At 39.6% G+C, this 22608-nt stretch carries 14 protein-coding genes, 1 other RNA gene, 3 pseudogenes and 2 other annotated features; of the genes and pseudogenes, 4 read left to right on the top strand and 14 right to left on the bottom strand.

What is annotated here, in order from left to right:
- Positions 1 to 83 precede the first annotated feature (83 nt).
- From alaS to cymR, 8 genes and pseudogenes are all read right to left on the bottom strand, one after another.
- Positions 84 to 2717, bottom strand: a pseudogene (alaS, locus tag F9U64_RS18005) (alanine--tRNA ligase).
- A 126-nt stretch (positions 2718 to 2843) separates the two neighbouring features.
- Positions 2844 to 3052 (bottom strand) — a binding site (T-box leader).
- A gap of 67 nt (positions 3053 to 3119) precedes the next feature.
- Positions 3120 to 4193 carry an AI-2E family transporter gene (locus tag F9U64_RS18010; protein ID WP_153406296.1) on the bottom strand — a complete coding sequence of 358 codons (1074 nt, stop codon included), beginning with the start codon at positions 4191 to 4193 and terminating at the stop codon, positions 3120 to 3122.
- A 2-nt stretch (positions 4194 to 4195) separates the two neighbouring features.
- Positions 4196 to 4393: a hypothetical protein gene (locus F9U64_RS18015; RefSeq protein WP_153406313.1), complete on the bottom strand. Its 198-nt coding sequence runs from the start codon at positions 4391 to 4393 to the stop codon at positions 4196 to 4198.
- Positions 4394 to 4504: 111 nt separating this feature from the next.
- Positions 4505 to 6880, bottom strand: a complete 2376-nt coding sequence (gene recD2 / locus F9U64_RS18020; protein ID WP_153406297.1) for an SF1B family DNA helicase RecD2 — start codon at positions 6878 to 6880, stop codon at positions 4505 to 4507.
- 19 nt (positions 6881 to 6899) lie between these two features.
- Entirely contained in the window at positions 6900 to 7565 is a 666-nt protein-coding gene (locus F9U64_RS18025; RefSeq protein ID WP_153406298.1) for a tetratricopeptide repeat protein, read from the bottom strand.
- Between the two features lie 111 nt (positions 7566 to 7676).
- A complete protein-coding gene (mnmA, locus tag F9U64_RS18030) occupies positions 7677 to 8786 on the bottom strand; it encodes a tRNA 2-thiouridine(34) synthase MnmA (RefSeq protein WP_153406299.1) in 1110 nt (369 codons plus the stop codon).
- Between the two features lie 14 nt (positions 8787 to 8800).
- Positions 8801 to 9943 carry a cysteine desulfurase family protein gene (locus tag F9U64_RS18035; protein ID WP_153406300.1) on the bottom strand — a complete coding sequence of 381 codons (1143 nt, stop codon included), beginning with the start codon at positions 9941 to 9943 and terminating at the stop codon, positions 8801 to 8803.
- 18 nt (positions 9944 to 9961) lie between these two features.
- Positions 9962 to 10381 (bottom strand): cysteine metabolism transcriptional regulator CymR, encoded by a 420-nt coding sequence (gene cymR, locus F9U64_RS18040; protein ID WP_153406301.1) that lies wholly within the window; start codon positions 10379 to 10381, stop codon positions 9962 to 9964.
- A 279-nt stretch (positions 10382 to 10660) separates the two neighbouring features.
- Between cymR and F9U64_RS18045 the strand changes: the two genes are divergently transcribed.
- Positions 10661 to 11926 (top strand): replication-associated recombination protein A, encoded by a 1266-nt coding sequence (locus F9U64_RS18045; protein ID WP_153406302.1) that lies wholly within the window; start codon positions 10661 to 10663, stop codon positions 11924 to 11926.
- 110 nt (positions 11927 to 12036) lie between these two features.
- Positions 12037 to 12738, top strand: coding sequence for an RsfA family transcriptional regulator (locus F9U64_RS18050; RefSeq protein WP_153406303.1), 702 nt, complete (start codon positions 12037 to 12039; stop codon positions 12736 to 12738).
- A gap of 274 nt (positions 12739 to 13012) precedes the next feature.
- Here F9U64_RS18050 and ssrS read toward each other — a convergent pair.
- The 4 genes from ssrS to F9U64_RS18070 all read right to left on the bottom strand — a co-directional run bounded on the left by ssrS (position 13013) and on the right by F9U64_RS18070 (position 16854).
- A non-coding RNA gene (gene ssrS, locus F9U64_RS18055) (6S RNA) lies at positions 13013 to 13209 on the bottom strand.
- Between the two features lie 82 nt (positions 13210 to 13291).
- Positions 13292 to 15049: an aspartate--tRNA ligase gene (aspS, locus tag F9U64_RS18060; protein WP_153406304.1), complete on the bottom strand. Its 1758-nt coding sequence runs from the start codon at positions 15047 to 15049 to the stop codon at positions 13292 to 13294.
- Between the two features lie 12 nt (positions 15050 to 15061).
- On the bottom strand, positions 15062 to 16324 hold the full coding sequence (gene hisS, locus F9U64_RS18065) for a histidine--tRNA ligase (RefSeq protein ID WP_153406305.1): 1263 nt from the start codon (positions 16322 to 16324) through the stop codon (positions 15062 to 15064).
- A gap of 88 nt (positions 16325 to 16412) precedes the next feature.
- Positions 16413 to 16631, bottom strand: a binding site (T-box leader).
- Positions 16632 to 16680: 49 nt separating this feature from the next.
- Positions 16681 to 16854: a hypothetical protein gene (locus F9U64_RS18070; RefSeq protein WP_153406306.1), complete on the bottom strand. Its 174-nt coding sequence runs from the start codon at positions 16852 to 16854 to the stop codon at positions 16681 to 16683.
- A 124-nt stretch (positions 16855 to 16978) separates the two neighbouring features.
- On the opposite strand from F9U64_RS18070, the gene F9U64_RS18075 reads away from it, so the two are divergent.
- Entirely contained in the window at positions 16979 to 17854 is an 876-nt protein-coding gene (locus F9U64_RS18075) for an N-acetylmuramoyl-L-alanine amidase family protein (RefSeq protein ID WP_153406307.1), read from the top strand.
- 938 nt (positions 17855 to 18792) lie between these two features.
- Positions 18793 to 19136, top strand: a pseudogene (locus tag F9U64_RS23165) (transposase); the annotation flags it as partial.
- Positions 19137 to 19581: 445 nt separating this feature from the next.
- Here the strand turns inward: F9U64_RS23165 and dtd are convergent.
- Together dtd and F9U64_RS18090 are read right to left on the bottom strand one after the other, a co-directional pair.
- Complete coding sequence (gene dtd / locus F9U64_RS18085) at positions 19582 to 20028, bottom strand: D-aminoacyl-tRNA deacylase (RefSeq protein ID WP_153406309.1); 447 nt, start codon at positions 20026 to 20028, stop codon at positions 19582 to 19584.
- A 15-nt stretch (positions 20029 to 20043) separates the two neighbouring features.
- Positions 20044 to 22248: pseudogene (locus F9U64_RS18090) on the bottom strand (RelA/SpoT family protein).
- Positions 22249 to 22608 lie beyond the last annotated feature (360 nt).

A 22608-nucleotide genomic window follows, 5' to 3' on the forward strand; every position in this document is an offset into this window, starting at 1 on the left:
CTAATAATACAGCAATATTGCATTGATGTAACATGATCACTATATCTAATCATTATACAGCTTATCCTGTAAAATTACCAAACTTAACCTTCTTTTTGTGCATATTTTTCTACATATGCTAATGCTTCCGGTAATTTGTTTGGATCTTTTCCGCCTGCCTGTGCCATGTCTGGTCGGCCGCCACCGCCGCCGCCGCAGATTTTGGCAGTTTCTTTAATCAGATTACCAGCATGATATTCCTTCACTAAGTCTTTGGTCACACCTGCCGCTAACTGTACTTTCCCGTTTTGTACCGCTGCTAGCAGGATGATTGCTGTATCAAGCTTTTGCTTCATATCATCCACCATCTGACGTAATTGGTTCATATCAGACACATCCACTTGTTTTGCCAAAACTTTTACACCATTAATTTCTTTGACATCATCCAAAATAGAGGATGCTTCAAGTTGAGATATCTTCCCTCGCAGTGATTCAATCTCACGCTGCTGTTCTTTCATATCTTTAAATAGAGACTCAATTCGGTCATTTACTTGGTCTTCTTTCGTTTTTAACAAGCCTGCAGCTGTTTTTAACTGGTGGTGCTTTTCATTGACATACTCATATGCTGCTTTGGCTGTTACAGCTTCGATCCGTCTCGTACCAGCTCAAATGCCTGATTCTGACACAATTTTAAATAAGCCGATTTCTGCCGAGTTACGGACATGACAGCCACCGCAAAGTTCCAGGCTGTAATCCCCAATTTGCACTACTCTTACAACATCGCCGTATTTCTCTCCAAACACTGCCATTGCTCCCATTTCTTTAGCTTCAGCAAGTTTTTTGTTGCTGATATTAACCGCAATGGATGCCCAGATTTTTTCATTGACAATCTGTTCAATCTTCACCATTTCTTCTGCTGTTACGGAACCAAAATGAGAAAAGTCAAAACGCAGTCTTTCCGCAGCAACCATGGAACCTGCCTGATTGACATGTGTACCTAACACATCTTTTAATGCCTGATGCAATAAGTGTGTTGCCGTATGATTTTTGACAATAAACTGGCGGGAAGTCTGGTCAACTGCTGCTGTAACCTGCTCCGCTTCTGCCAACGTACCTTCCTTCACCACAATTTTATGCAAATTCTGGCCATTTGGCGCTTTTTGGACATCTACTACTTCAGCTTGTCCATTTTGCCCGATAATCAAACCTTTGTCCGCGATTTGTCCACCACTTTCCGCATAGAAAGGTGTTTCTTTTAAAATCACATATGCTTCTTTGCCGGCAGAAACAGAATCCACAGTTTCTTTCTCCACTACAATCGCGCTGATGCTTGATGTTACAGACAATTGATCATATCCGACAAATTGGCTTTCTTCTGTAATACTTGCTAAAACACCGTCCTGAATCTGCATGCTATCAACTTTTTGTCTCGCATTACGGGCTCTGTCCCGCTGTTTTTCCATCTCTGTTTCGAATCCTGCTTCATCAATCGTAAAGCCAGCTTCTGCCACATATTCTTCGGTTAATTCTTTCGGGAAACCATAGGTGTCATATAAACGGAAGACTTCTTCCCCAGGGAAAACGGTACTTCCCGTTTCTTTTTCCTTTTCCACTACAGCATTCAGGATCTGCAAGCCTTCCTGCAATGTTTCATGAAATCTTTCTTCTTCTGTTTTGATCACATTCTGAATAAAATCCTGTTTTTCCTTCACTGCTGGATAGAATGCTTCCATAATTCCGGCAACAGTTGGAACAAGCTCATGCATAAATGGTTTTTCAATGCCGATTTGTTTGGCATATCTTACTGCCCGGCGTAATAATCGTCTTAATACATAGCCGCGGCCTTCATTTGATGGCAATGCTCCATCACTTACCGCAAATGTAACCGTACGAATATGGTCTGCAATAACTTTAAAAGAAACATCCGCTTCTTCTGACGCATTATATTTTGTATTAGCGATCTTTTCCGTTTCCTGAATAATTGGCAGAAATAAATCTGTTTCAAAATTTGTTCTGGTACCTTGAATCACACTGACAAGACGTTCGAGTCCCATCCCTGTATCAATATTTTTCTTCGGCAGCGGTGTATATGTGTCATCCGGATTATGGTTAAATTCAGAGAATACTAAATTCCAGATTTCCAGATAACGTTCGTTTTCCCCGCCTGGATATAATTCCGGATCTTCGAAATCATTGCCATAGCTCTCACCGCGATCATAGAAAATCTCGGTATTTGGCCCACTTGGCCCTTCCCCGATATCCCAGAAGTTTTCTTCAATGCGGATGATCCGCTCTTCTGGCAAACCGATTTTGTCCCGCCATAATACATACGCTTCTTCATCCTCCGGGTGTACCGTGACAGATAATTTTTCCGGATCAAAGCCAATCCATTTTTCTCCTGTAAGGAACTCCCATGCAAAATCAATCGCTTCTTCTTTAAAATAATCTCCAATGGAGAAATTCCCAAGCATCTCAAAGAATGTATGGTGACGTGCTGTGTAACCAACATTCGTGATGTCATTTGTTCTGATTGATTTTTGTGCATTGGTAATACGTGGATTCTCCGGCACTACTCGTCCATCGAAGTATTTTTTCAATGTTGCCACACCACTGTTGATCCATAATAATGTTGGATCTTCATGTGGTACTAAAGAAGCACTGGGCTCCACACTATGACCTTTTTCCTGAAAGAAATCGAGAAACATTTGGCGCACTTGCGCTGAAGTAAGCTTTTTCATATTCTAACCCTCCATTTTATTAGAAGAACGCGCATTTGCTCGTCCTTTTAGTGAATAATTTCATAATATAAAGTGAGACTTGGATTAACTTTTCTAAACATATTAAAAACTCCCATCACTGCTTGATGCAGGGACGAGAGTATAATTTCCGCGGTACCACCCTAATTATAGCAAGGAATTGCTATCAGCTTAATGTCCGTAACGTGGACAAACGGCAGGGATTAACTGCACTTCGAACCAGCTTCAATGACCATTGCATTTAGAATTTCTTCCAGCCTAAGGAAATTCCTCTCTATAAACGGTAGCCATCTACTCTTGTTCTTCAACGTTTTATTCAATATGTATGCTGATGATACATGTTTGTAAATATGACTTCGCTAGCATATTATAGATAATTTTTGCCTATCTGTCAATTTCTTTTACCTGTTTCATAATCAGCGGAACCGCAACACGGCCAACTGCAAGCATTGGAATTGCCAGAATCATGCCAATCACTCCTGCAATCTTTGCTGCAATAAATAAAGTTAAGATAATATAGACAGGATGAATGTGCATACTCTTTCCTACAATAAATGGTGACAATAAATTGCCTTCAGCTAATTGCACTGCCATAATAACCAAAAGAACATACCAGACCATGTTAGGTGATACGGTAAAGGCAATCAGTAATGCCGGAATTGCTCCGATCACCGGACCGAAATAGGGAATAAAGTTGGTAAAACCGATGATTACTGCAAGCAATAAGGCATATGTCATCCCAATCCATTTAAGGAGCAGAAAACTTAATAACCCGACAAGAAAGCAGACAAGAATCTGGCCGCGGATATACTGGCCAAGACTGTTTTCCATTTTATCCGCCAAATTTTTGGTAAAAGCATGATACTTAGCAGGAATGATGTGCAGAACACTATGCTGGAGCTTTTGGTAATCTTTAAGAAAATAAAAAGTCAAAATTGGAATAACCGCAATCATGACAAACATATCAAACAATACATTGATATTTTTCAAAAGGGAGGTGATCCGGTCAGCCAGGCTTGTTTCCATCTCACTAAAAAAAGCGTCCATACGATCATGAAATCCTTCTGGCAGAAACGATGTCTGATCATACAGGTCATAAATGAATAAGCGATAGGAATTAACCAGATTTGGTATATTTGTCTGAAACTCCTGAATTTGCCGGAGCATTGTCGGCAAGGAATAGTAGATACCAAATCCCACAAGTAAGAAAAATAATAAATAGATTGCTAATATGGCGACAGGTCTTGGTATCTTTCTTTCATAAATCCATTCAATTACCGGATGCAGCAAATAGGCAATTAATCCAGAAATTAAAAATGGGAGTGAAATTTGAAAAACAATCAGTAATATATTTTTATAGAAAGGAAACAATGTGATCATTAAATAAAGAAATAAAACCGTCAAACAAAGGATGACAAGCTTTAATACTGTTCGTATTCTTTTCGTTTGATCAGCCATACTTAAGACCTTTCTACCTTTCGTTCATCTTCAGAGAACAAATCATTTAACGAGCTTAATGAACCATCTAATTCTACTTCATGCAAATGCAGAATCCCATTCTGTATCGACAGTTCAATATAACAATTCCAACAGTAATATTGGTTCGACCCAATAATCCCGATATCTTTACTTCTGCAGTTTGGACAAATCACAAGCACTTCCCTCACTTTATTTTGCGTTTTGTTTGACAGTATTGCCAAAAGTGGGGAATTTATACATAATTCAGGCCGGATCGGTTATAAAAAAAACACACCTATCGATAGATGTGTTTATTCCATAAAATCATATGGGGAGAATTCCTCCTGACCTACTTCCACTGCCAGAAGTTTCTCATCTGCTGTCAACTCCTGGTCCTGTTCTTGAGCTTTCTGCTTTCCCTTTTCCTTTACATCAAAAAGCTCCTGCAAATAACTTACCAATGAAGTATAACGTTTATTAGTGTCTTCTGTTCTCACTCCACGCAAGAATGCATCCTTGTCACCGCAAATAATCAAGGATTGCTTTGCCCGTGTGATTCCGGTATAAATCAAATTCTTTCGCAACATCCGGTTATAGCCTTGTATAATCGGCATAATCACAATCTGGAATTCACTGCCCTGTGATTTATGAATGGATGTACAATAGGCATGCATTAAATTAATCAAATCCGCTTTTCCATACGCTACTTCTTTCTCATCAAAGGCAACTACAAGCTGTTCTTCCTGCTCTTTGTTCTCATCTTTTTCAAAAATGGCCACAACTTCGCCAATATCTCCGTTAAAGACCCCATCCTCCGCCTGATTGATAAGCTGGATCACCTTGTCCCCTTTGCGGTAGACGGTATCACCAAAACGCATTTCCCTGACACCACTCGCCTTGGGATTCAGGACTGCCTGCAGCTCTTCGTTCAATTTATGAATACCTGCTTTGGAGCGGTACATTGGTGCCAGTACCTGCACCTGCTTTGGATCCACACCTTTATCATATGCCTTCTTGACAATCTGTCTGACAATATCCACAACCTGATATTCCGGACAGGGGAAAAAATTAAAGTCATTTGCTTTTACAAGTGTCTCCTCTTTGACTTGTCTGTTTTTAATTTCATGTGCCAACTGAATGATTTTCGAGCCTTCTTTCTGCCGGTACACTTCTTTCAGCTGGATCGATGCCACAGAACCGCTTGCCAGCAGGTCTGACAGTACTTGCCCTGGCCCTACTGATGGCAATTGATCCTCATCGCCGACAATCAGAACTTGCATATGGCTGGGAATTGCGCGGAACAGCTGGTAGGCAAGCCATGTATCGACCATGGAAAACTCATCAATCACAATAATTTTTCCTTCTAATTGATTGTCTTCATCTTTATCGAATGTCTCATGGCCATCCCAGCCTAATAATCGGTGAATGGTCATACTCTCAATTCCAGTTGATTCCTGCATCCTTTTGGCTGCTCTGCCTGTTGGAGCTGTTAAAACAAATGGATAGACTTTATCATCATCATAATCTGTCTTATTTATCGATAAGTCATGGATTTGGGCATATGCATTAATTATCCCTTTAATAACCGTCGTCTTCCCTGTTCCCGGCCCGCCTGTCAGAATCATAATTTTCTCAGAAAGAGCTGTCTCGATCGCTTCATACTGTTCCTTGCCATAACTGATGATCTCTTCTTCTTCAATTTTGCCGACAATCTTTAACAGTTCCGCATCAGTAAACGGTTTTTCCAGTTTCTTATCCGCAATCCGCTTCACTTGCGCACAAAAGCCCGTTTCCGAATAATAAAGGGATGGCAAATAAGCTTTATTATCTGTCACAATGATTTCTTTCTCTTTATTCAGTTCAACAATCTGTTCCGTCATTTTATCTGGGGAAATATCATTAGTTACCCCATCAAGCATCTGGTCCATTTCACTTAACAAATAATCCAGCGGCAGATAAGTGTGGCCATCCTGGATACTGTTTTGCAGCACAAAAATACAGGCAGCCTGCAATCTTGTCGGATGATCGACAGTAATCCCATTCTGTCTCGCAATCTGATCTGCGCGCAGAAAACCAAATCCATCCACTTTAAAGACAAATAAATAAGGATTTTGTGACAAGTGTTCGAGGGTATCTTCCCTGTATGCACTGTACATTTTCTGGGCCATCTTGAGCCCAAATCCATATTTGGACAATTCAATCACAATATGCTCAAAACCCTGGTTCTCCTGCAAAATTTGATAGATTTTCTCCTGCTTGTCATCAGGAAGTCCTTTTACCTGCCCAAGCACAGTTTTATCAGTTAATATTTGCGATAAAGCTGTTTCGCCAAGGGTTGTGACAATGCGTTCGGCTGTTTTTTTGCCGATCCCTGGAAACAAATCACTGGATAAGTAGGCTATAACTCCTTCTTTTGATTCTGGCAAAAACCGCTGATAGCTGTCTACTTGAAACTGCCGTCCAAACCGTTTATGCTCGACAAGTCTGCCATAAAACTCATACGTTTCTCCGGGATCCAGTCTGCGGAAATAGCCTTTTACGACAATCTCCTGCTCATCCAGCTGTTGATTTGTCTCAATCACTTTGATTTTAGCAATGGAGAAATGTTCATTTTTATTTTCAAAAATCGTATGGATCATTTCCCCTTTTATAAAATTTTTCTGATCAACGATTTGTTCTGTTTCCATTGCTAAAATACCCCTTTACTTACTCATTTTCGGCTAACATTTTCTCAATTTGTGTTTTTCCGTTCCCTGCCAGCAAATGATCTGGCTGGATCGCTAATGCCTGGTCAAAATGGGCCAATGCCTGATTGATATCATCATGAAATAAACTGATCACCCCTAAATTATAATGGGCATCACTATGTTCTTCCTCTAATTGTAACACTTGTTCAAAAACTTTTTTCGCCTCAACCAGCTGCTCTGTCTGGGCAAGTGCTAAGCCATATTGAAACAGAACATCTGCATCGTCTGGATTTAATTCCGTTGCCCGCTGCAGATATGGTAAAGCAAATTTGAACTTCTCATCATACAAACAAGCAAGACCTAGCATAAAGTAAACGTCCGCTTCCTCTAAACCAAGCTGCAGGGCTTTTTGAAAATTCTCTCTTGCCTTACTAAAGTCCTCTTGTTCAAAATACACATTCCCTAAACCGTAAAAGGCTGTCGCCGCTTGTCCGTCCAGCTCTGTTGCTTTTCCATAAAACCTGACGGCACGGTCATAGTCTTTCATATGTAATAACAAATTGCCAAAATTAATATAATGAACCGGTTCTTCCGAATTTGCCTCAATTGCTTCTGTAAAATACTTCGCTGCTTCTTCCAATTTTCCTTCTTGCATTAATTGAATTCCCTGATCCATTTCTGTCATGTCATAAAACCTCCATACCCCTATTTTACTTGAACACTGTGAAAAAATTAAGCAAAACTTGATTTTGATATAAAGAGAGGACAGACTTTTTAAAAGTGCTGTCCTGTCCTCTTATCCTACATAATCAAGTGCTTGATCATTTTTAATTACTTCATCAATCGTTCCGCCACCAAGGCATACTTCATCTTGATAAAAGACAACCGCTTGTCCTGGCGTGATCGCCCGTTCACTGTTATCAAAGACAACTTTTGCTGTACCATCCGGATTTGGATAAACAGTTACTCCATCATCTGTTTGGCGATAACGGAATTTCGCTGTACAATGAAAAGGCTCTGTTGGCGCTTCATTTATCCAATTAATATCAACAGCTGTCAGCCCATCAGAATAGAGCGCATCATTTTCATATTCTTCACCAACATACAGCACATTACGCTCCAAATCTTTTCCGACAACAAACCATGGCCCGCCGGAACCGCCGATGCCAAGGCCTTGTCTTTGACCGATCGTGTAGTACATTAAGCCATCATGCTCGCCTTTTACTTCACCGGCAAGTGTCGTCATTTTGCCTGGCTGTGCTGGCAAGTACTCACTTAAGAATTCTTTGAAATTGCGTTCCCCAATAAAACAAATGCCTGTACTGTCTTTTTTCGTAGCTGTTGCCAAATCATGCTCTTTGGCAATTTTGCGGACCTCAGATTTTGGCAGATGACCTAATGGGAACATCACTTTTTCCAATACCTCTTCTGATAATTGGTTTAAGAAATAGGTTTGATCTTTGTTATCATCAACCCCGCGCAGCATTTCAACTCGATCTCCATTACGGCGAATTTGTGCATAATGACCTGTTGCCACATAATCGGCACCAAGGGACAGGGCATGTTCAAGAAATGCTTTAAACTTAATTTCTTTGTTACACATTACATCAGGGTTCGGTGTCCGACCTGCTTTATATTCATCTAGGAAGTAGGTAAATACTTTATCCCAATACTGTTTCTCAAAATTCACCGCATAGTAGGGAATATCCAGTTGATTACATACTCGTACCACATCTTCAAAATCTTCTGTTGCTGTACAAAAGCCTGTCTCATCTGTGTCATCCCAGTTTTTCATAAAAATACCGACAACATCATAACCTTGTTCTTTTAGTAATAGAGCTGTTACAGAGGAATCCACCCCACCGCTCATTCCGACAACTACTCTTGTTTCTTCTGGTTTTTTCATGATTTTCACCACCTTTATTTTGTTAATCGCTGAACAATTTGTCCAACTTTCTCTGCTGCTGTTACGACATTCTCTTCATTATTGGCAAGTCCGAAGCTGAAACGGATCGAATTGGTTGTACATGGATTGTTTTCTGAAAACATTGCTGTTAATACATGTGACGGCTCCACCGAACCTGCTGTGCAGGCACTGCCGCTTGATGCTGCGATACCGCTCAAATCAAAATTGGTTAATAACTGCTCCACGTTGGCACCAGGAAAACTGATATTCACAATATTCGCCACACGTTCACTTTCTGTTCCATTGATCGAGAAGTCAATTGCTGACTTTTCTAATTGCTCTAAAAATAATGTGCGATAGTGCTTATATTGCTGCATGCGTTCTTGCTGTTTTTCTGCTGCAATCTCGATTGCTTTCGCAAACCCGGCAATTCCTGCGACATTTTCCGTCCCAGGTCTGCGCTTGCGCTCCTGTTCCCCGCCATATTGCTGTGCGGTCATTTTTACATCAGGATGGACATAAAGAAAACCGACACCTTTGGGACCATTGATTTTATGGGAGGAAACGGTAAGCAGATCAACCTTAAGCTCTTTCACATTAATAGGCAAAAGACCATATGCCTGAACTGCATCTGTATGAAAATAAGCCTGATGCTGTTCGAGTAATTGTCCAATCGCTTCAATCGGCTGAATCACACCTGTTTCATTATTCACCATCATGACAGATACCAATATCGTATCGTCTGTTAATGATGCCTTTAATTGCTCGATATCAATTGTTCCATTTTCCTGCACATCCAAATAAGTGACATGATAGCCCTCTTTTTCTAACTTTTCGGCCGCATGGAGTGTGGCATGGTGTTCTATTTTGGTTGTAATAATATGATTGCCTTTATTTTTGTTTGCCTCGGCAACACCAATTAATGCTAAGTTATCTGCCTCTGTTCCGCCGCTGGTAAAAATAATGTCCTTATCAGAGGCTCCAATCGACTTGGCTGCAGTCATTCGTGCTTTATCCAAAATCTGTCTCGCTTTTCTGCCATAAGAATGAACACTGGATGGATTGCCAAAATGTTCTTCCATTGTCTCGACAACTACTTTTAAAACATCTGGATGGATTGGTGTTGTTGCGGCATGATCTAAATAGATTGCTTGCATGCTAGTCAGTCCTTTTTCTTAAATATAGAACATATATGGATCTTGAACGCCTTTTTCCCCATATGTCGATAAATCTTCTAATGTCGTTGTATCAAGCACATCTTTCACTGCATCTCTGATTCGAATCCAAAGCTCCTGCTTGGCCGGCTCTTCGTCTTCAATACCTTCTACTGGTGTAATCGGCCCTTCTAAGATACGAATAATATCACCTGCTGTTATTTCATGCGGCTGTTTTGCTAAAATATATCCACCATAGGCACCACGAATACTTTTTACCAGGCTTGCATTTCTGAGTGGTGCTACAAGTTGCTCTAAATAATGTTCGGATAAGTCATTTTCTTTGGCTATTGTTTTGAGAGACATTGGTCCATTGCCATTATTTTTTGCCAATTCGATCATAATGGTTAGGCCATATCGCCCTTTTGTTGAGATTTTCATATTGACACCTCATCTTTATTGTCTATAATAATATAATTTAAATTCCTATCGTTAGTTGCTATTATAGCATGAATGATATAATAAGTGCGGAACTGTGCTTTTCACACAGGCTAATGATCCGTGTGGTATCCAAAACCCTCCCACTGATCAAAGTCTCACTTAATTCAATTCAGCTGTAAGATAAATCCCTACAAATAAACTAGTCTAAGAAATAGAGATCAAATTGTCAAGTTTACTGTTTAACATTGGAATATATTGTTAGAAGAAAGGAAGAGTACAATGCCGACACAACCTTTAGCATTCCGTATGCGGCCCAAAAATATTGATGAAGTGATCGGACAATCCCATCTTGTTGGGGAAGGGAAAATGATCAGAAGAATGGTCGATGCCGGCCGCCTGCATTCTATGGTACTTTACGGACCGCCGGGAACAGGAAAAACATCGATGGCGATCGGAATTGCTAACAGTTTAAATACGAGATATAAGCTGCTTAATGCCACTATTCATAAGAAAAAAGATATGGAAATTGCTGTAGAAGAAGCGAAAATGAGCGGACAGCTTGTTGTCATTCTTGATGAAGTTCACCGTTTGGATAAGGCCAAACAGGATTTTCTTCTGCCACATGTGGAGTCCAATTTAATTACATTAATTGGCTGTACGACAAGCAACCCTTATCATTCGATCAATCCGGCAATCCGGAGCAGAACCCATATCTTTGAATTACACCGTTTGGAAAAAGACGATATCAAAATTGCAATTCAACGTGCACTGGATGATTCAGTTAATGGACTGGGAGAGCTTGACATTGAGCTGGAACAAGAAGCAATCGAACATTTTGCCATTGCAGCCAATGGGGATCTGAGAGCTGCACTCAATGGTCTTGAGCTTGCAGCATATTCCAATCCAAGAGATGCGGATGGCAAAATTGTGATTGACCTGGAAACAGCTGAAGCTTCCATGCAGAAAAAAAGCTTTTCACATGATAAAGGCGGTGACGCGCATTATGACGTCCTAAGCGCTTTTCAGAAATCGATCAGAGGCAGTGATGTCGATGCAGCCTTGCATTATTTAGGTCGTTTAATTGAAGCAGGCGATTTAGAAAGTATCGGCAGACGCATGCTTGTTTGTGCCTATGAAGATATTGGTCTAGCAAATCCGCAGGCAGGACCGCATACCTTGGCTGCAATAGAATCAGCAGAACGACTGGGCTTCCCTGAGGCGAGAATCCCGCTATCTGTTGCGATTATTGAACTTTGCCTTTCACCTAAATCGAATACGGCATACAAAGCACTGGATGCTGCCCTTGCTGATATCCGCAAAGGAGATACTGGCGAGATTCCGTCTCATTTAAAGGACAGCCATTATAAAGGCGCCGCATCACTAGGCCGCGGTGTTGACTATAAATATCCGCATGCCTATGATGCCGGCTGGGTCCAGCAGCAGTATTTACCAGATAAAATGAAACAGAAGCAATATTACCATCCAAAAGAGACAGGTAAGTTTGAAAGAAACTTAAAACAAATTTACCAAAATTTAAAAAAATAATGTTTAAAACACTCCTTTCTGGTCAGAATAATAGATAAGCTCATGTGAGGAACGATTATGAATCTATTGAGAAATCTTTTAATATATGAGACAAGTTAGGAGTGGAATACATGGCCAAAGTACGCCAGGATGCCTGGTCACATGAAGATGATCTATTATTAGCAGAAACGGTGCTGCGACATATTCGTGAAGGAAGCACCCAATTAAAAGCATTTGATGAAGTTGGCGATAAACTGAATCGCACATCTGCAGCCTGTGGTTTCAGATGGAATGCAGAAGTAAGACAAAGCTATGAACAAGCTGTACAAATAGCGAAAAAACAACGCAAAGATAGAAAAAGAGCTTTAGTAAATCAAGAGAATGCTGCCACGAATATGAATTTACACTTACCAGAAGAGGAAGAAGTGGAAGCATCAATAAATAATGACAGCAATATGTTATGGAACTGGGAGCCGCCGAAGGAAACAATCCCAGCACCTGTTCAGGAAACTGTCCAAGAAACAATAGATATGGGGCAAGTGATTCGCTTTTTGCAAAACTTGAAAAAAGAGCAGCAGCAATTCAAATACTCACAATCTAACATGGAACGCTTAATTCATGAAAAAGAGCAGCTTCAACATCAATTAGAATCAAAAGAAAAAAGAGTAAAAGAATTGGAAAGAGAATTAATGACAATGAACGAAGACTATCAAGCTTTTATGCAAATAGTCGAGCGCGCAAGAAAAATGGTTGTTTTTGAAGAGGAACAGCCAAGACCTGTACCGAAATTCCGTATGGATAAAAACGGGAATCTGGAGCAAGTGGCGAAATAGGTTTAATGAGAAGTATGTAAAACTGATCGAGCTTGAGATTGAGATAAATGACTGTTTTTGAAACTGCTAATATGCCGTTCCGTATATTGAACCTGCTGATATTACAGGAGGTTCATTGACGTGCTTGTAGGAAATATTGCTGATTTGCAGTAAAATACTCCATTTTCATTGCTTTATCCTTAGAACATTACTTTACTTAGCAAAACTACTATACAACTCATCAATACAAAAAAGCACATCTACTATTAATAGATGTGCTTTATTATTTGCATTCGACAATCCCAATCGTGCCGTCGTTTTTGGGATGAAGTTTTGAACCCGCTCCCTGCAGGTGGGTGCCCTGTCTTGCAGTTCGTGCTTCCGCCAGGTAACATAAGTACAGCGGCATGCACTAGATACAAGAACGCTAAGCTCCCGTAGATAAAATGTTAGGTCAAAACGTCATTGATGCGACGAACACATCAGGATTGTTAACTTGTAAATAAATAATAGCATATAGTTAGCTCGATTTCAACCATACTATCTTTACAGTTTCTTTACAAAGCAGCTGATATTATTTTAATTTTAAATGCAATTCATTTAACTGTTTTGGATCAACTGCACTTGGCGCTTCTGTCATTGGATCAGAAGCTGAAGCTGTTTTCGGGAACAGAATTGTATCACGTAAATTTGTACGGCCTGCTAGTAACATAATCATACGGTCAAAGCCTAATGCTATCCCGCCATGTGGTGGTGCACCAAATTCCAATGCATCAAGCAGGAAGCCAAATTGATCCTCTGCTTCTTCTTTTGTAAAGCCAAGTTTTTCAAACATCTGGTTCTGCATTTCTCGTTGGTAAATACGAAGCGATCCCCCGCCTAATTCATAACCATTTAATACTAAGTCATAAGCTTGAGCACGCACTTCACCAGGGTTTGTTTCCAGTTTATCAATATCTGACTCAAACGGCAGTGTAAATGGATGGTGTGCTGCATGATAGCGGCCAGCTTCTTCATCGTACTCTAATAATGGCCAGTCAGTAATCCATAGGAATTCAAATTTACTTTCATCAATTAAATCATGATCTTTGGCAAGTTTTAAACGAAGTGCACCTAATGTATCATAAACGACTTGGTTTTTATCTGCTACAAAGAACAATAAATCGCCAGCATTAGCATCTAGTAAGGAACGGAATTGTGCTTGTTCCTCATCTGAGAAGAACTTGGCAATTGGTCCAACTAAAGCATCTTCTTCCACTTTCAGCCATGCTAATCCTTTGGCACCATAAATTTTGGCAAAGTCTGTCATGTTGTCTAAATCTTTACGGGAATATTGGTCTGCTTTTCCTTTCAAGTTTAAACCACTTACTTTTCCGCCATCTTCCACTGCCTGACGGAATACTTTAAAGCCAGAATCCTTCACAGCTTCTGATAAATTGACTAACTCCATTTCAAAACGAACATCAGGCTTATCGGAACCGAATCGCTCCATTGCCTCATCATATGGCATACGAGTGAAGTTTGCCGGTACATCCAGTCCTTTGACTTCTTTCATCACTTTGACCATCATGCGCTCTGTCATTTCGATAATTTCATCCATTGATAAGAAAGATGTTTCAATATCAATCTGGGTGAATTCCGGCTGACGGTCTGCACGTAAGTCCTCATCACGGAAACAGCGAGCAAATTGATAATATTTTTCAAAACCTGCTACCATTAATAACTGTTTAAACAATTGAGGTGATTGCGGCAATGCATAGAAATAACCTTCATGCACACGGCTTGGCACTAAATAATCTCGGGCACCTTCTGGCGTGCTTTTTGTTAACATTGGTGTTTCCATTTCAAGAAAAGCTTCGTCATTTAAAAACTGGCGAATTGTTTGTGTTACCTGATGACGTAATTTAAATGTTTCCTGCATGACATCACGTCGCAAATCTAAATAACGGTATTTCAAGCGGATATCTTCTGAAACATCAATATCATCTGTTAAAGAAAATGGCGGTGTTTTTGATGCATTCAATACCGTAATACTGTCTGCAAACACTTCAATTTCACCTGTGTCAATTTTCGGATTAACTGTCTCAGCGTCACGCTCTACCACTTTTCCTGTAACCTCAAGTACATACTCACTTCTGACACTGTCGGCAATTTCCAATGCTTCTTTGGAAATTTCAGCATTAAACACAACCTGAACAACACCAGAACGGTCACGGAAATCCATGAAGATTATTTCCCCAAGGTCACGGCGTTTCTGTACCCACCCTTTTAATACTACTTCTTCGTTAATATGCTCTTTTCTTAGTGAACCTGCTAATGTACGGTTTGACATAATCTTTCCCCCTTAAATAATTCCTTCGATATATGAAGTGATTTGATCTATAGCGACATTTTCCTGTTCGCCAGATTCCATATTTTTCACTGCTATCACATTATTCTCAAGCTCTTCTTCTCCTAATACAAGAACGAAACGAGCTTTTAATCTGTCAGCAGCTTTAAATTGTGCTTTCATTTTTCGATCGAGATAATCTTTATCTGTTTGCATACCAGCTTGTCTTAGCTGCTCTGTAATCGCTGCTGCTTTCACTTTCGCCTCATCACCTAATGCAATGACAAAACAATCAAGACTCTGATCAATTGGCAGTTCCACGTTCTCTGCTTCCAATGCCATACGCAGTCTTTCAATACTTAAAGCAAAACCAATCCCAGGTGTTTCCGGACCGCCAAGATCCTGAACGAGTCCATTGTATCTTCCGCCGCCAGATAGTGTAGTTATCGCGCCAAAGCCTTCTGCATCACTCATAATCTCAAATGCTGTGTGGTTATAATAATCCAGCCCGCGGACAAGATTTTTATCAACAACATAAGCAATTCCCATCGCATCCAAATATGCCTGCACTTGTTCAAAATAGTTTCTGGAATAATCATTTAAAAACTCTAAAATGGACGGAGCAGTTCCCATTGCCGGATGATCACGGTCTTTCTTACAGTCCAGAATTCGAAGCGGATTTTTTTCCAGACGTGATTGACAGTCTGAACAAAGCTCTTCTTTTACCGGAGAAAAGTGATCAATCAATGCCTGGCGGTGATTGTTGCGGCTTTCTGTATCACCTAAGCTGTTGATTACTAATTTTAATGATTGTAAACCAAGTTCTCTGTAAGCATTCATCGCAAGTGCAATGACTTCTGCATCCATTGCTGGATCTTCACTGCCTAATGCTTCTACACCAAACTGCACAAACTGGCGCATTCTTCCTTGCTGTGGTCTTTCGTAACGGAACATTGGTCCAATATAAAATAACTTCGTCGGCTGGTTCGCTAAGCCAAATAACTTATGCTGAACAAATGAACGAACAACAGATGCTGTCCCTTCCGGTCGTAATGTGATGCTGCGGTCACCCTTATCCGTAAATGTGTACATCTCTTTTTGCACGATATCTGTTGTATCACCAACACCTCGCTGGAAAAGTTCTGTATGTTCAAAGATCGGTGTGCGAATTTCATGATAATTGTAGCGTGCACTCAAATCTTTCAATTTCGCTTCAACGTATTGCCACTTTTCTGTAACACCAGGTAATAAATCCTGTGTTCCTCTAGGTCCTTTCATAAAAAACTCCTCCTTATCGGTCAATCGATTAAATGCCTGATCGCTATGACGGAAATAAAAATATACACAAAAAAACTCCCATCCCTAAAAAAGGGACGAGAGCTTACCCGTGTTGCCACCCTAGTTGAAGTATGATTATACTTCCACTCAAACAGTTAACGCCTGTATACGTTCATACTTACTCAATTTTTCAGTATGAAGCTTCCGGAATGTCTTTCATAAAGGCAGTCAGCAAGAATTCTTTCAGCCAGGGGAATTCTCTCTCTTCGCTCTTATCCTTTATTACTCTTTCCTTCAATAGCTTTTGAATCGATCCATTTAATTGTATATATCATAATCGTTTTAAAATGCTTTTGTCAAGTTGGTTTCTGCATTTTTTTCATTTTTTGTGTCGAATGTATGGTTATCCCGATCTGATCCGCAATTTCTGTCTGATAATCCCGAACACGAAACTCTGAGAATTGATGCAGTTGATGAGGACCATGATGACTGGAAAAAAGGCTTTTCTGCTGCTTCTGACTAAACTTCATGATGATAAACTCCCTTTCCTTTCTATTGACAAATGAGAAATCTCCGCATTCTTTATAGTTACGTGCAAAAATGGCCAAACTTAGGTAATATAGAATTAAATCCCAACGGAGGGGGCGACTATGATTGCGTAAGAAAGTATTGGTCATTTCTCTTTTCAGTATGCTGCTTATTCTTTCCATGTCTTTAATAATTTATGCAAAAGATGCGTATATTGATGGAGATAATTTGAATGTCCGCTCAGGCCCTGGAACAGAATATGAAGTTATCGGTCAGGTTCATCCACCAGATGTTTATCCAATATTGGAGGAAAACGAAGAATGGCTGAAAATTGACTATCAAAACCAGCAAGGATGGATTGCAAGAGAATTTGTAACAATAAAAGAAAGTACCGAAGCACAGAAAGCGACAGAGAAAAACAGGGAAAAACGTGTATTTCCTGCAATCATTCCAAATGGACTGGCAGGCAAAGTGGTTGTCATTGACCCCGGGCACGGCGGTCGTGATGTTGGTGCGATAAGTGTGAGTGAAGAATTTGAAAGCACCTACACCTTACATACAGCAAAAGTTTTAGCGGAAATGCTAACAGCGCACGGTGCTATTGTTCATATGACAAGAGAAGATGACCGCTATATTACTTTATTTAGTCGCAGTACATACGCCAATACAGTTCATGCAGATGTCTTTTTAAGCTTGCACTATAACAGCATTCCAGAATACCCAAATGTCTCTGGTGCGAGTACATTTTATTATAATGACCGTGATCAAAAGCTTGCTGAACTTGTTCAGGATGGCATTATTACCGAGACGGGCATGAATGACAGAGGAATAAAGCAGGAGGACTTGCAGGTATTACGAACAAACCATCGCCCTGGACTGTTATTGGAGATAGGATTTATCTCCAATCAGGAGGAAGAAGAACATAATCATGCAAGGGTTTTTATTGAAGCAACAAGCAGAGGGATCGTAACAGGACTCGAACAGTATTTTCATAATCAATAACGAGAAAGAAGTGGGACATAACAAAAATAGTTAATTTTAATTTAAAACCGAAAAATATAGAAACATTTGTGGTACTCACTAATGTACTAATATAGATAGTTCTAGAACACCGCTGGGGAAAATACTCGCTTTCACCACTGGCATAAGGGCGACATCTACTCAAGCAAAATGCACTTGAGAAGTGTCTTCTTTACCGTAGGCACGGCGGTCTGCTAACTTGTTAAAGAAGACCACTTTAACAAGTGGATCTTCAGCTCGCGCTGTTCCTACTGGAGTCTCGCATTTTCCCCAGCTTTTTATGGTTTCCTGGACTAATATGCAGAACGAATATCATCCTTTAAAAACAGCTTCACTTACAGTCAGTTTAGGCACGGTCACCCATTTAATTGAAAAGTCTTTCTTCCAAATTAAGAAGTTTATCTTAGGCAGAGGATGATCAATCCTGTTCTCATAAAACAAATAAACCGGACGATTCTGATATGCTCCCCATAAGGTAGACAGATTAAAAATATAAAATCTGTTCACCTTATGGGGAGTTTTTATTCCTAATCAATCTCATTCTATTGAATTTAAATTAGATCCACGCTTATTCAGTAAGAGAATTATGTTCCAAAGTGGATTATTATTTCGATGACTAAGAACATAGCTGACAATGGCTCCATCATATATCACACTTAATTAAGCTTTTGGGGACATCCTATACTCAAATTCACTGACATCTGTTACCCATTTTTCATTTGGCTTCTCTGCTTTAAATTCGCGATTCAGGATGTTTTCGACCACTTGTTGGGGAATGAAACGTTTATAGTGATTCTTCTTTTCAGTATAACTGATTGTATTCTTGCAACTTTCATCAATCGATAAATTCTTTTATGGTTAAATCTCTTTTTAAACTTTTATACCCATTCGTATAATGACATGTTATGAAATTGATATTTGTTTTCGAAACATTAGATTTAGCGATCGCTACGTTAAAAGAAGGAGAACATTCCCTTCTTCATAATGACAGAGGATTTCAATATACTTTTTATAAGTTCAAGAGGAAATAGATAAAGCAAAAATGACGCATAGTATGTCTCGTGTTGGAAAATGTATTGATAATGCCTCAATGGAATCATTTTGGGGAACGCTTAAGTGTGAGAAATACTACTTACATAATTACAAGACATTTGAAGAGCTTTCTAAAGCAATAAATAATTACATTTATTTTTACAATCATAATCGATACCAAGAACGATTAAACGGCCTCAGTCCAATGGAATACAGGACAAAGACCACCTAGATCATTTTTATTATTTCCACTGTCTTCTTGACAGGGGGCAGTTCAAATTCGTCCGGTTTTTTTGCTTTTTATAAGAGTTTCTCTAATCCTCTACTTAATTTCACGTTCTTGCTTTTAAAAGTGAGACTTTCAAGTGGAGTTGATGATCGTGCCTCAACTTACCTTAAATTATGCTGTCTTAACAGGATGATATTCGTTCCGCTTATTAGTCTAGGAAGCAATAAAAAGCTGGGGAAAATGCGAGACTCCTATGGGAACAGCACGAGCTGAAAATCCACTTGGTAAAGTGACTTTCTTTACCAAGTTAGTTGAAGCCGAGCCCACGGAAAGCGAGTATTTTTCCCCAGCGGTAACCTAGCACTATCTATATTAGTACATTAGTGAGTGACATACTTTTGTATATCATTTTTAGATTAACTATTTTTCGTTATGTCTCAACCTTTTATTATCTGTCAGCAGATTCCAAAATAATCGTAACTGGGCCATAATTTGTGAAAGAGACATCCATCATTTCACCGAATATTCCTGTTTCAACAACAATTCCGCTGTCTTTTATTTGCTTATTAAAGCTCTCATAAAGCGAGCGTGCCATATCTGGCTTTGCTGCCTGCATGAAGTTTGGCCGCCTTCCTTTACGGCAATCCCCATATAAGGTGAATTGAGAAATGGATAATATTTTCCCGCCAACATCTTTTAATGATAAATTCATTTTCTCATTTTCATCCTCAAACACACGGAGATGGATTATTTTATTCACTAAATAGTCGACATCTGCCTCTGTATCTGAATGGGTGACACCAACGAGTGCAACAAACCCGTCGTCAATTGCACCAACTGTTTCCCCATTTACCGTAACAGAGGCATCTTTCGCTCGTTGTAATACTACTTTCATCAGGCACATACTCCCTTATTGAATCGTTCGTTCTACAGTATAAACATCTTTAATTTGCTTTAATTTTTCGACAATTCGTCTTAAATGATTAATATTATGGATTAATATTGTAACATGAATAATCGCTATTTTATTGCGATCAGAGCGCCCATTCACCCCAATAATATTCGTTTTCATTTCATTAATAACCTGAAGCACATCATTTAACAAACCGCGTCGGTCATAACCGGAAATTTCCAAGTCCACATGATATTGCTTTGATTCCGCCTCTTCATTCTCCCAGTTAACTTCCATTAAACGATCTTTTACTTCATCTGTCTGAACATTCGGACAGTCTAGTCTATGAACAGAAACACCACGCCCTTTGGTGATATAACCCACAATCTGGTCACCAGGAACCGGATTACAGCATTTTGATAACCTTATCAGCATGTTATCAACACCTTCAACCCTTACACCTGAATCCCGTTTCGGTTTTTTCTTCAGATTCTGCCCACTTGCATTAACCTCTTCAATTGTTTCCTCGATTTTTTTATTCTTTTCTTTCTCTTCCCGAATCTTCTCTGTTAAGCGAGTAACAATTTGAGCTGCCGTAATACCGTGATAGCCGACTGCTGCGAACATGTCCTCTTCTGAGGTAAAGCTGAATTTATCCATTGCCAACTGGACATTTTCTTCTGTCAAAGTTTCTTTCGGCTCATATCCTGCCAGCCTAAGTTCCTCTTCCACCAGTTCCCGGCCTTTTATCACATTTTCTTCACGAAGCTGTTTTTTGAAAAATTGCTTAATCTTATTTTTCGCTTGTGATGTCTGGGTCATTTTCAGCCAGTCTTGTGAAGGACCATAAGAATGCTTGGACGTCATCACTTCGACAATGTCACCATTTTTTAATTGATAATCCAATGGTTCCATCTTGCCATTCACCTTAGCACCGATCGTATGATTCCCAACTTCTGTATGAATTTTATAGGAAAAGTCAATTGGCACTGAACCCCTTGGCAGTTCAATTACATCCCCTTTGGGTGTAAAAACATAAACCATATCTGAGAACAGGTCAACCTTTAATGATTCCATAAATTCTTCCGCATCATGGGTATCATTTTGCCATTCAATGATTTCCCGGAACCAAGCTCATTTATCTTCATTGGATTGTTTTGCTGGATTAATATTTTTGCCTTCTTTATATGCCCAGTGTGCCGCAATCCCGAATTCGGCAATTTCGTGCATTTCTTTTGTCCTGATCTGCACTTCTAACGGCGCGCCTTTTGGCCCAATTACCGTTGTGTGCAAGGATTGGTAAAGGTTCGGTTTAGGCATGGCAATATAGTCTTTAAATCTGCCAGGCATCGGCTTCCAGCATGTGTGAATAATACCCAGCACAGCATAACAATCCTTAATGCTCGAAACAATGATCCTGACTGCAAGCAAGTCATAGATTTCATTAAACTGTTTCTTCTGCAGCATCATTTTGCGATAGATGCTGTACAAGTGTTTCGGCCTTCCGGAAAATTCTGCCTGAATATTGACTTCATTTAATTGTTTTCTGACTTCCTGCATCACTTCTTCAATATAATGCTCACGTTCTTCTCTTTTTTGTTTCATTAAATGTACAATACGATAATATTGCTGTGGATTTAAATAACGGAGTGCAGTATCTTCCAATTCCCACTTAATCGCAGAGATTCCGAGCCTGTGTGCAAGTGGTGCAAATATTTCTAATGTTTCGTTGGAAATACGACGCTGCTTTTCCATTGGTAAATGTTTTAATGTCCGCATGTTATGCAATCGATCTGCCAGTTTAATTAAGATGACACGAATGTCTTTGGCCATCGCGATAAACATTTTGCGATGATTTTCCGCCTGCTGCGCCTCTTTGGACATATATTTAATTTTCCCTAATTTGGTAACCCCATCAACAAGCATGGCTACTTCTTCATTAAATGCGGAGTGCAGATCCTCTACTGTTACAGAAGTATCTTCCACCACATCATGAAGAAAGCCGCCTGCAATTGTTTCAGGGTCCAGTCTTAGATTTACTAATATTCCAGCAACCTGAATGGGATGAATAATATATGGTTCACCAGATTTACGGAATTGCCCCTCATGAGCTTTTTCTGCATACTGATAGGCGTGTTTAATGAACTTAATATCTTCATCATTTAAATAGCTTTCCGCTTGTTCAAAAATCTCTTCAGGCACTAAAATTTTATCTTTTGCCATGTAATCACCTTTTATTTTAGACTTCCCACATCACCATAATCTGTGTTTGTACTATCATACCAAAAAATAGCGCGCATTTCCTTATATTCTTTTTCATTTCTCGACATTTTATTAATGTAAGCGTAAACAGTAAAACCGAATGCTCTATATGGGATGAGATATTGTGTAACAATGATCCCTAGCTGCTGAATAGAAGGTGTTAACTAACGCCATTTCCTCTATTATTCCTTATGAAAACATACTAAGACAAAATATTTTATTGCGATAAAACCCGAACTTTAACTGAACTGCCCCCTGTCAAGTAGACAGTGGAAATAATAAAAATGATCTAGGCGGCCTTTGTCCTGTATTCCATCGGAC

The organism is Gracilibacillus oryzae (assembly GCF_009498735.1).
Classification (GTDB): Bacteria; Bacillota; Bacilli; order Bacillales; family Amphibacillaceae; genus Gracilibacillus; species Gracilibacillus oryzae.

Coding starts and splice junctions, on each gene's coding strand:
- F9U64_RS18035 (WP_153406300.1), bottom strand. CDS start 9,943: ATGCAAGCAATCTATTTAGATCATGCCGCAACAACACCAATCCATCCA.
- dtd (WP_153406309.1), bottom strand. CDS start 20,028: ATGAAAGTAGTATTACAACGAGCGAAAGATGCCTCTGTTACGGTAAAT.
- aspS (WP_153406304.1), bottom strand. CDS start 15,049: ATGTCAAACCGTACATTAGCAGGTTCACTAAGAAAAGAGCATATTAAC.
- F9U64_RS18045 (WP_153406302.1), top strand. CDS start 10,661: ATGCCGACACAACCTTTAGCATTCCGTATGCGGCCCAAAAATATTGAT.
- F9U64_RS18070 (WP_153406306.1), bottom strand. CDS start 16,854: ATGAAGTTTAGTCAGAAGCAGCAGAAAAGCCTTTTTTCCAGTCATCAT.
- hisS (WP_153406305.1), bottom strand. CDS start 16,324: ATGAAAGGACCTAGAGGAACACAGGATTTATTACCTGGTGTTACAGAA.
- cymR (WP_153406301.1), bottom strand. CDS start 10,381: ATGAAAATCTCAACAAAAGGGCGATATGGCCTAACCATTATGATCGAA.
- mnmA (WP_153406299.1), bottom strand. CDS start 8,786: ATGAAAAAACCAGAAGAAACAAGAGTAGTTGTCGGAATGAGCGGTGGG.
- recD2 (WP_153406297.1), bottom strand. CDS start 6,880: ATGGAAACAGAACAAATCGTTGATCAGAAAAATTTTATAAAAGGGGAA.
- F9U64_RS18025 (WP_153406298.1), bottom strand. CDS start 7,565: ATGACAGAAATGGATCAGGGAATTCAATTAATGCAAGAAGGAAAATTG.
- F9U64_RS18010 (WP_153406296.1), bottom strand. CDS start 4,193: ATGGCTGATCAAACGAAAAGAATACGAACAGTATTAAAGCTTGTCATC.
- F9U64_RS18050 (WP_153406303.1), top strand. CDS start 12,037: ATGGCCAAAGTACGCCAGGATGCCTGGTCACATGAAGATGATCTATTA.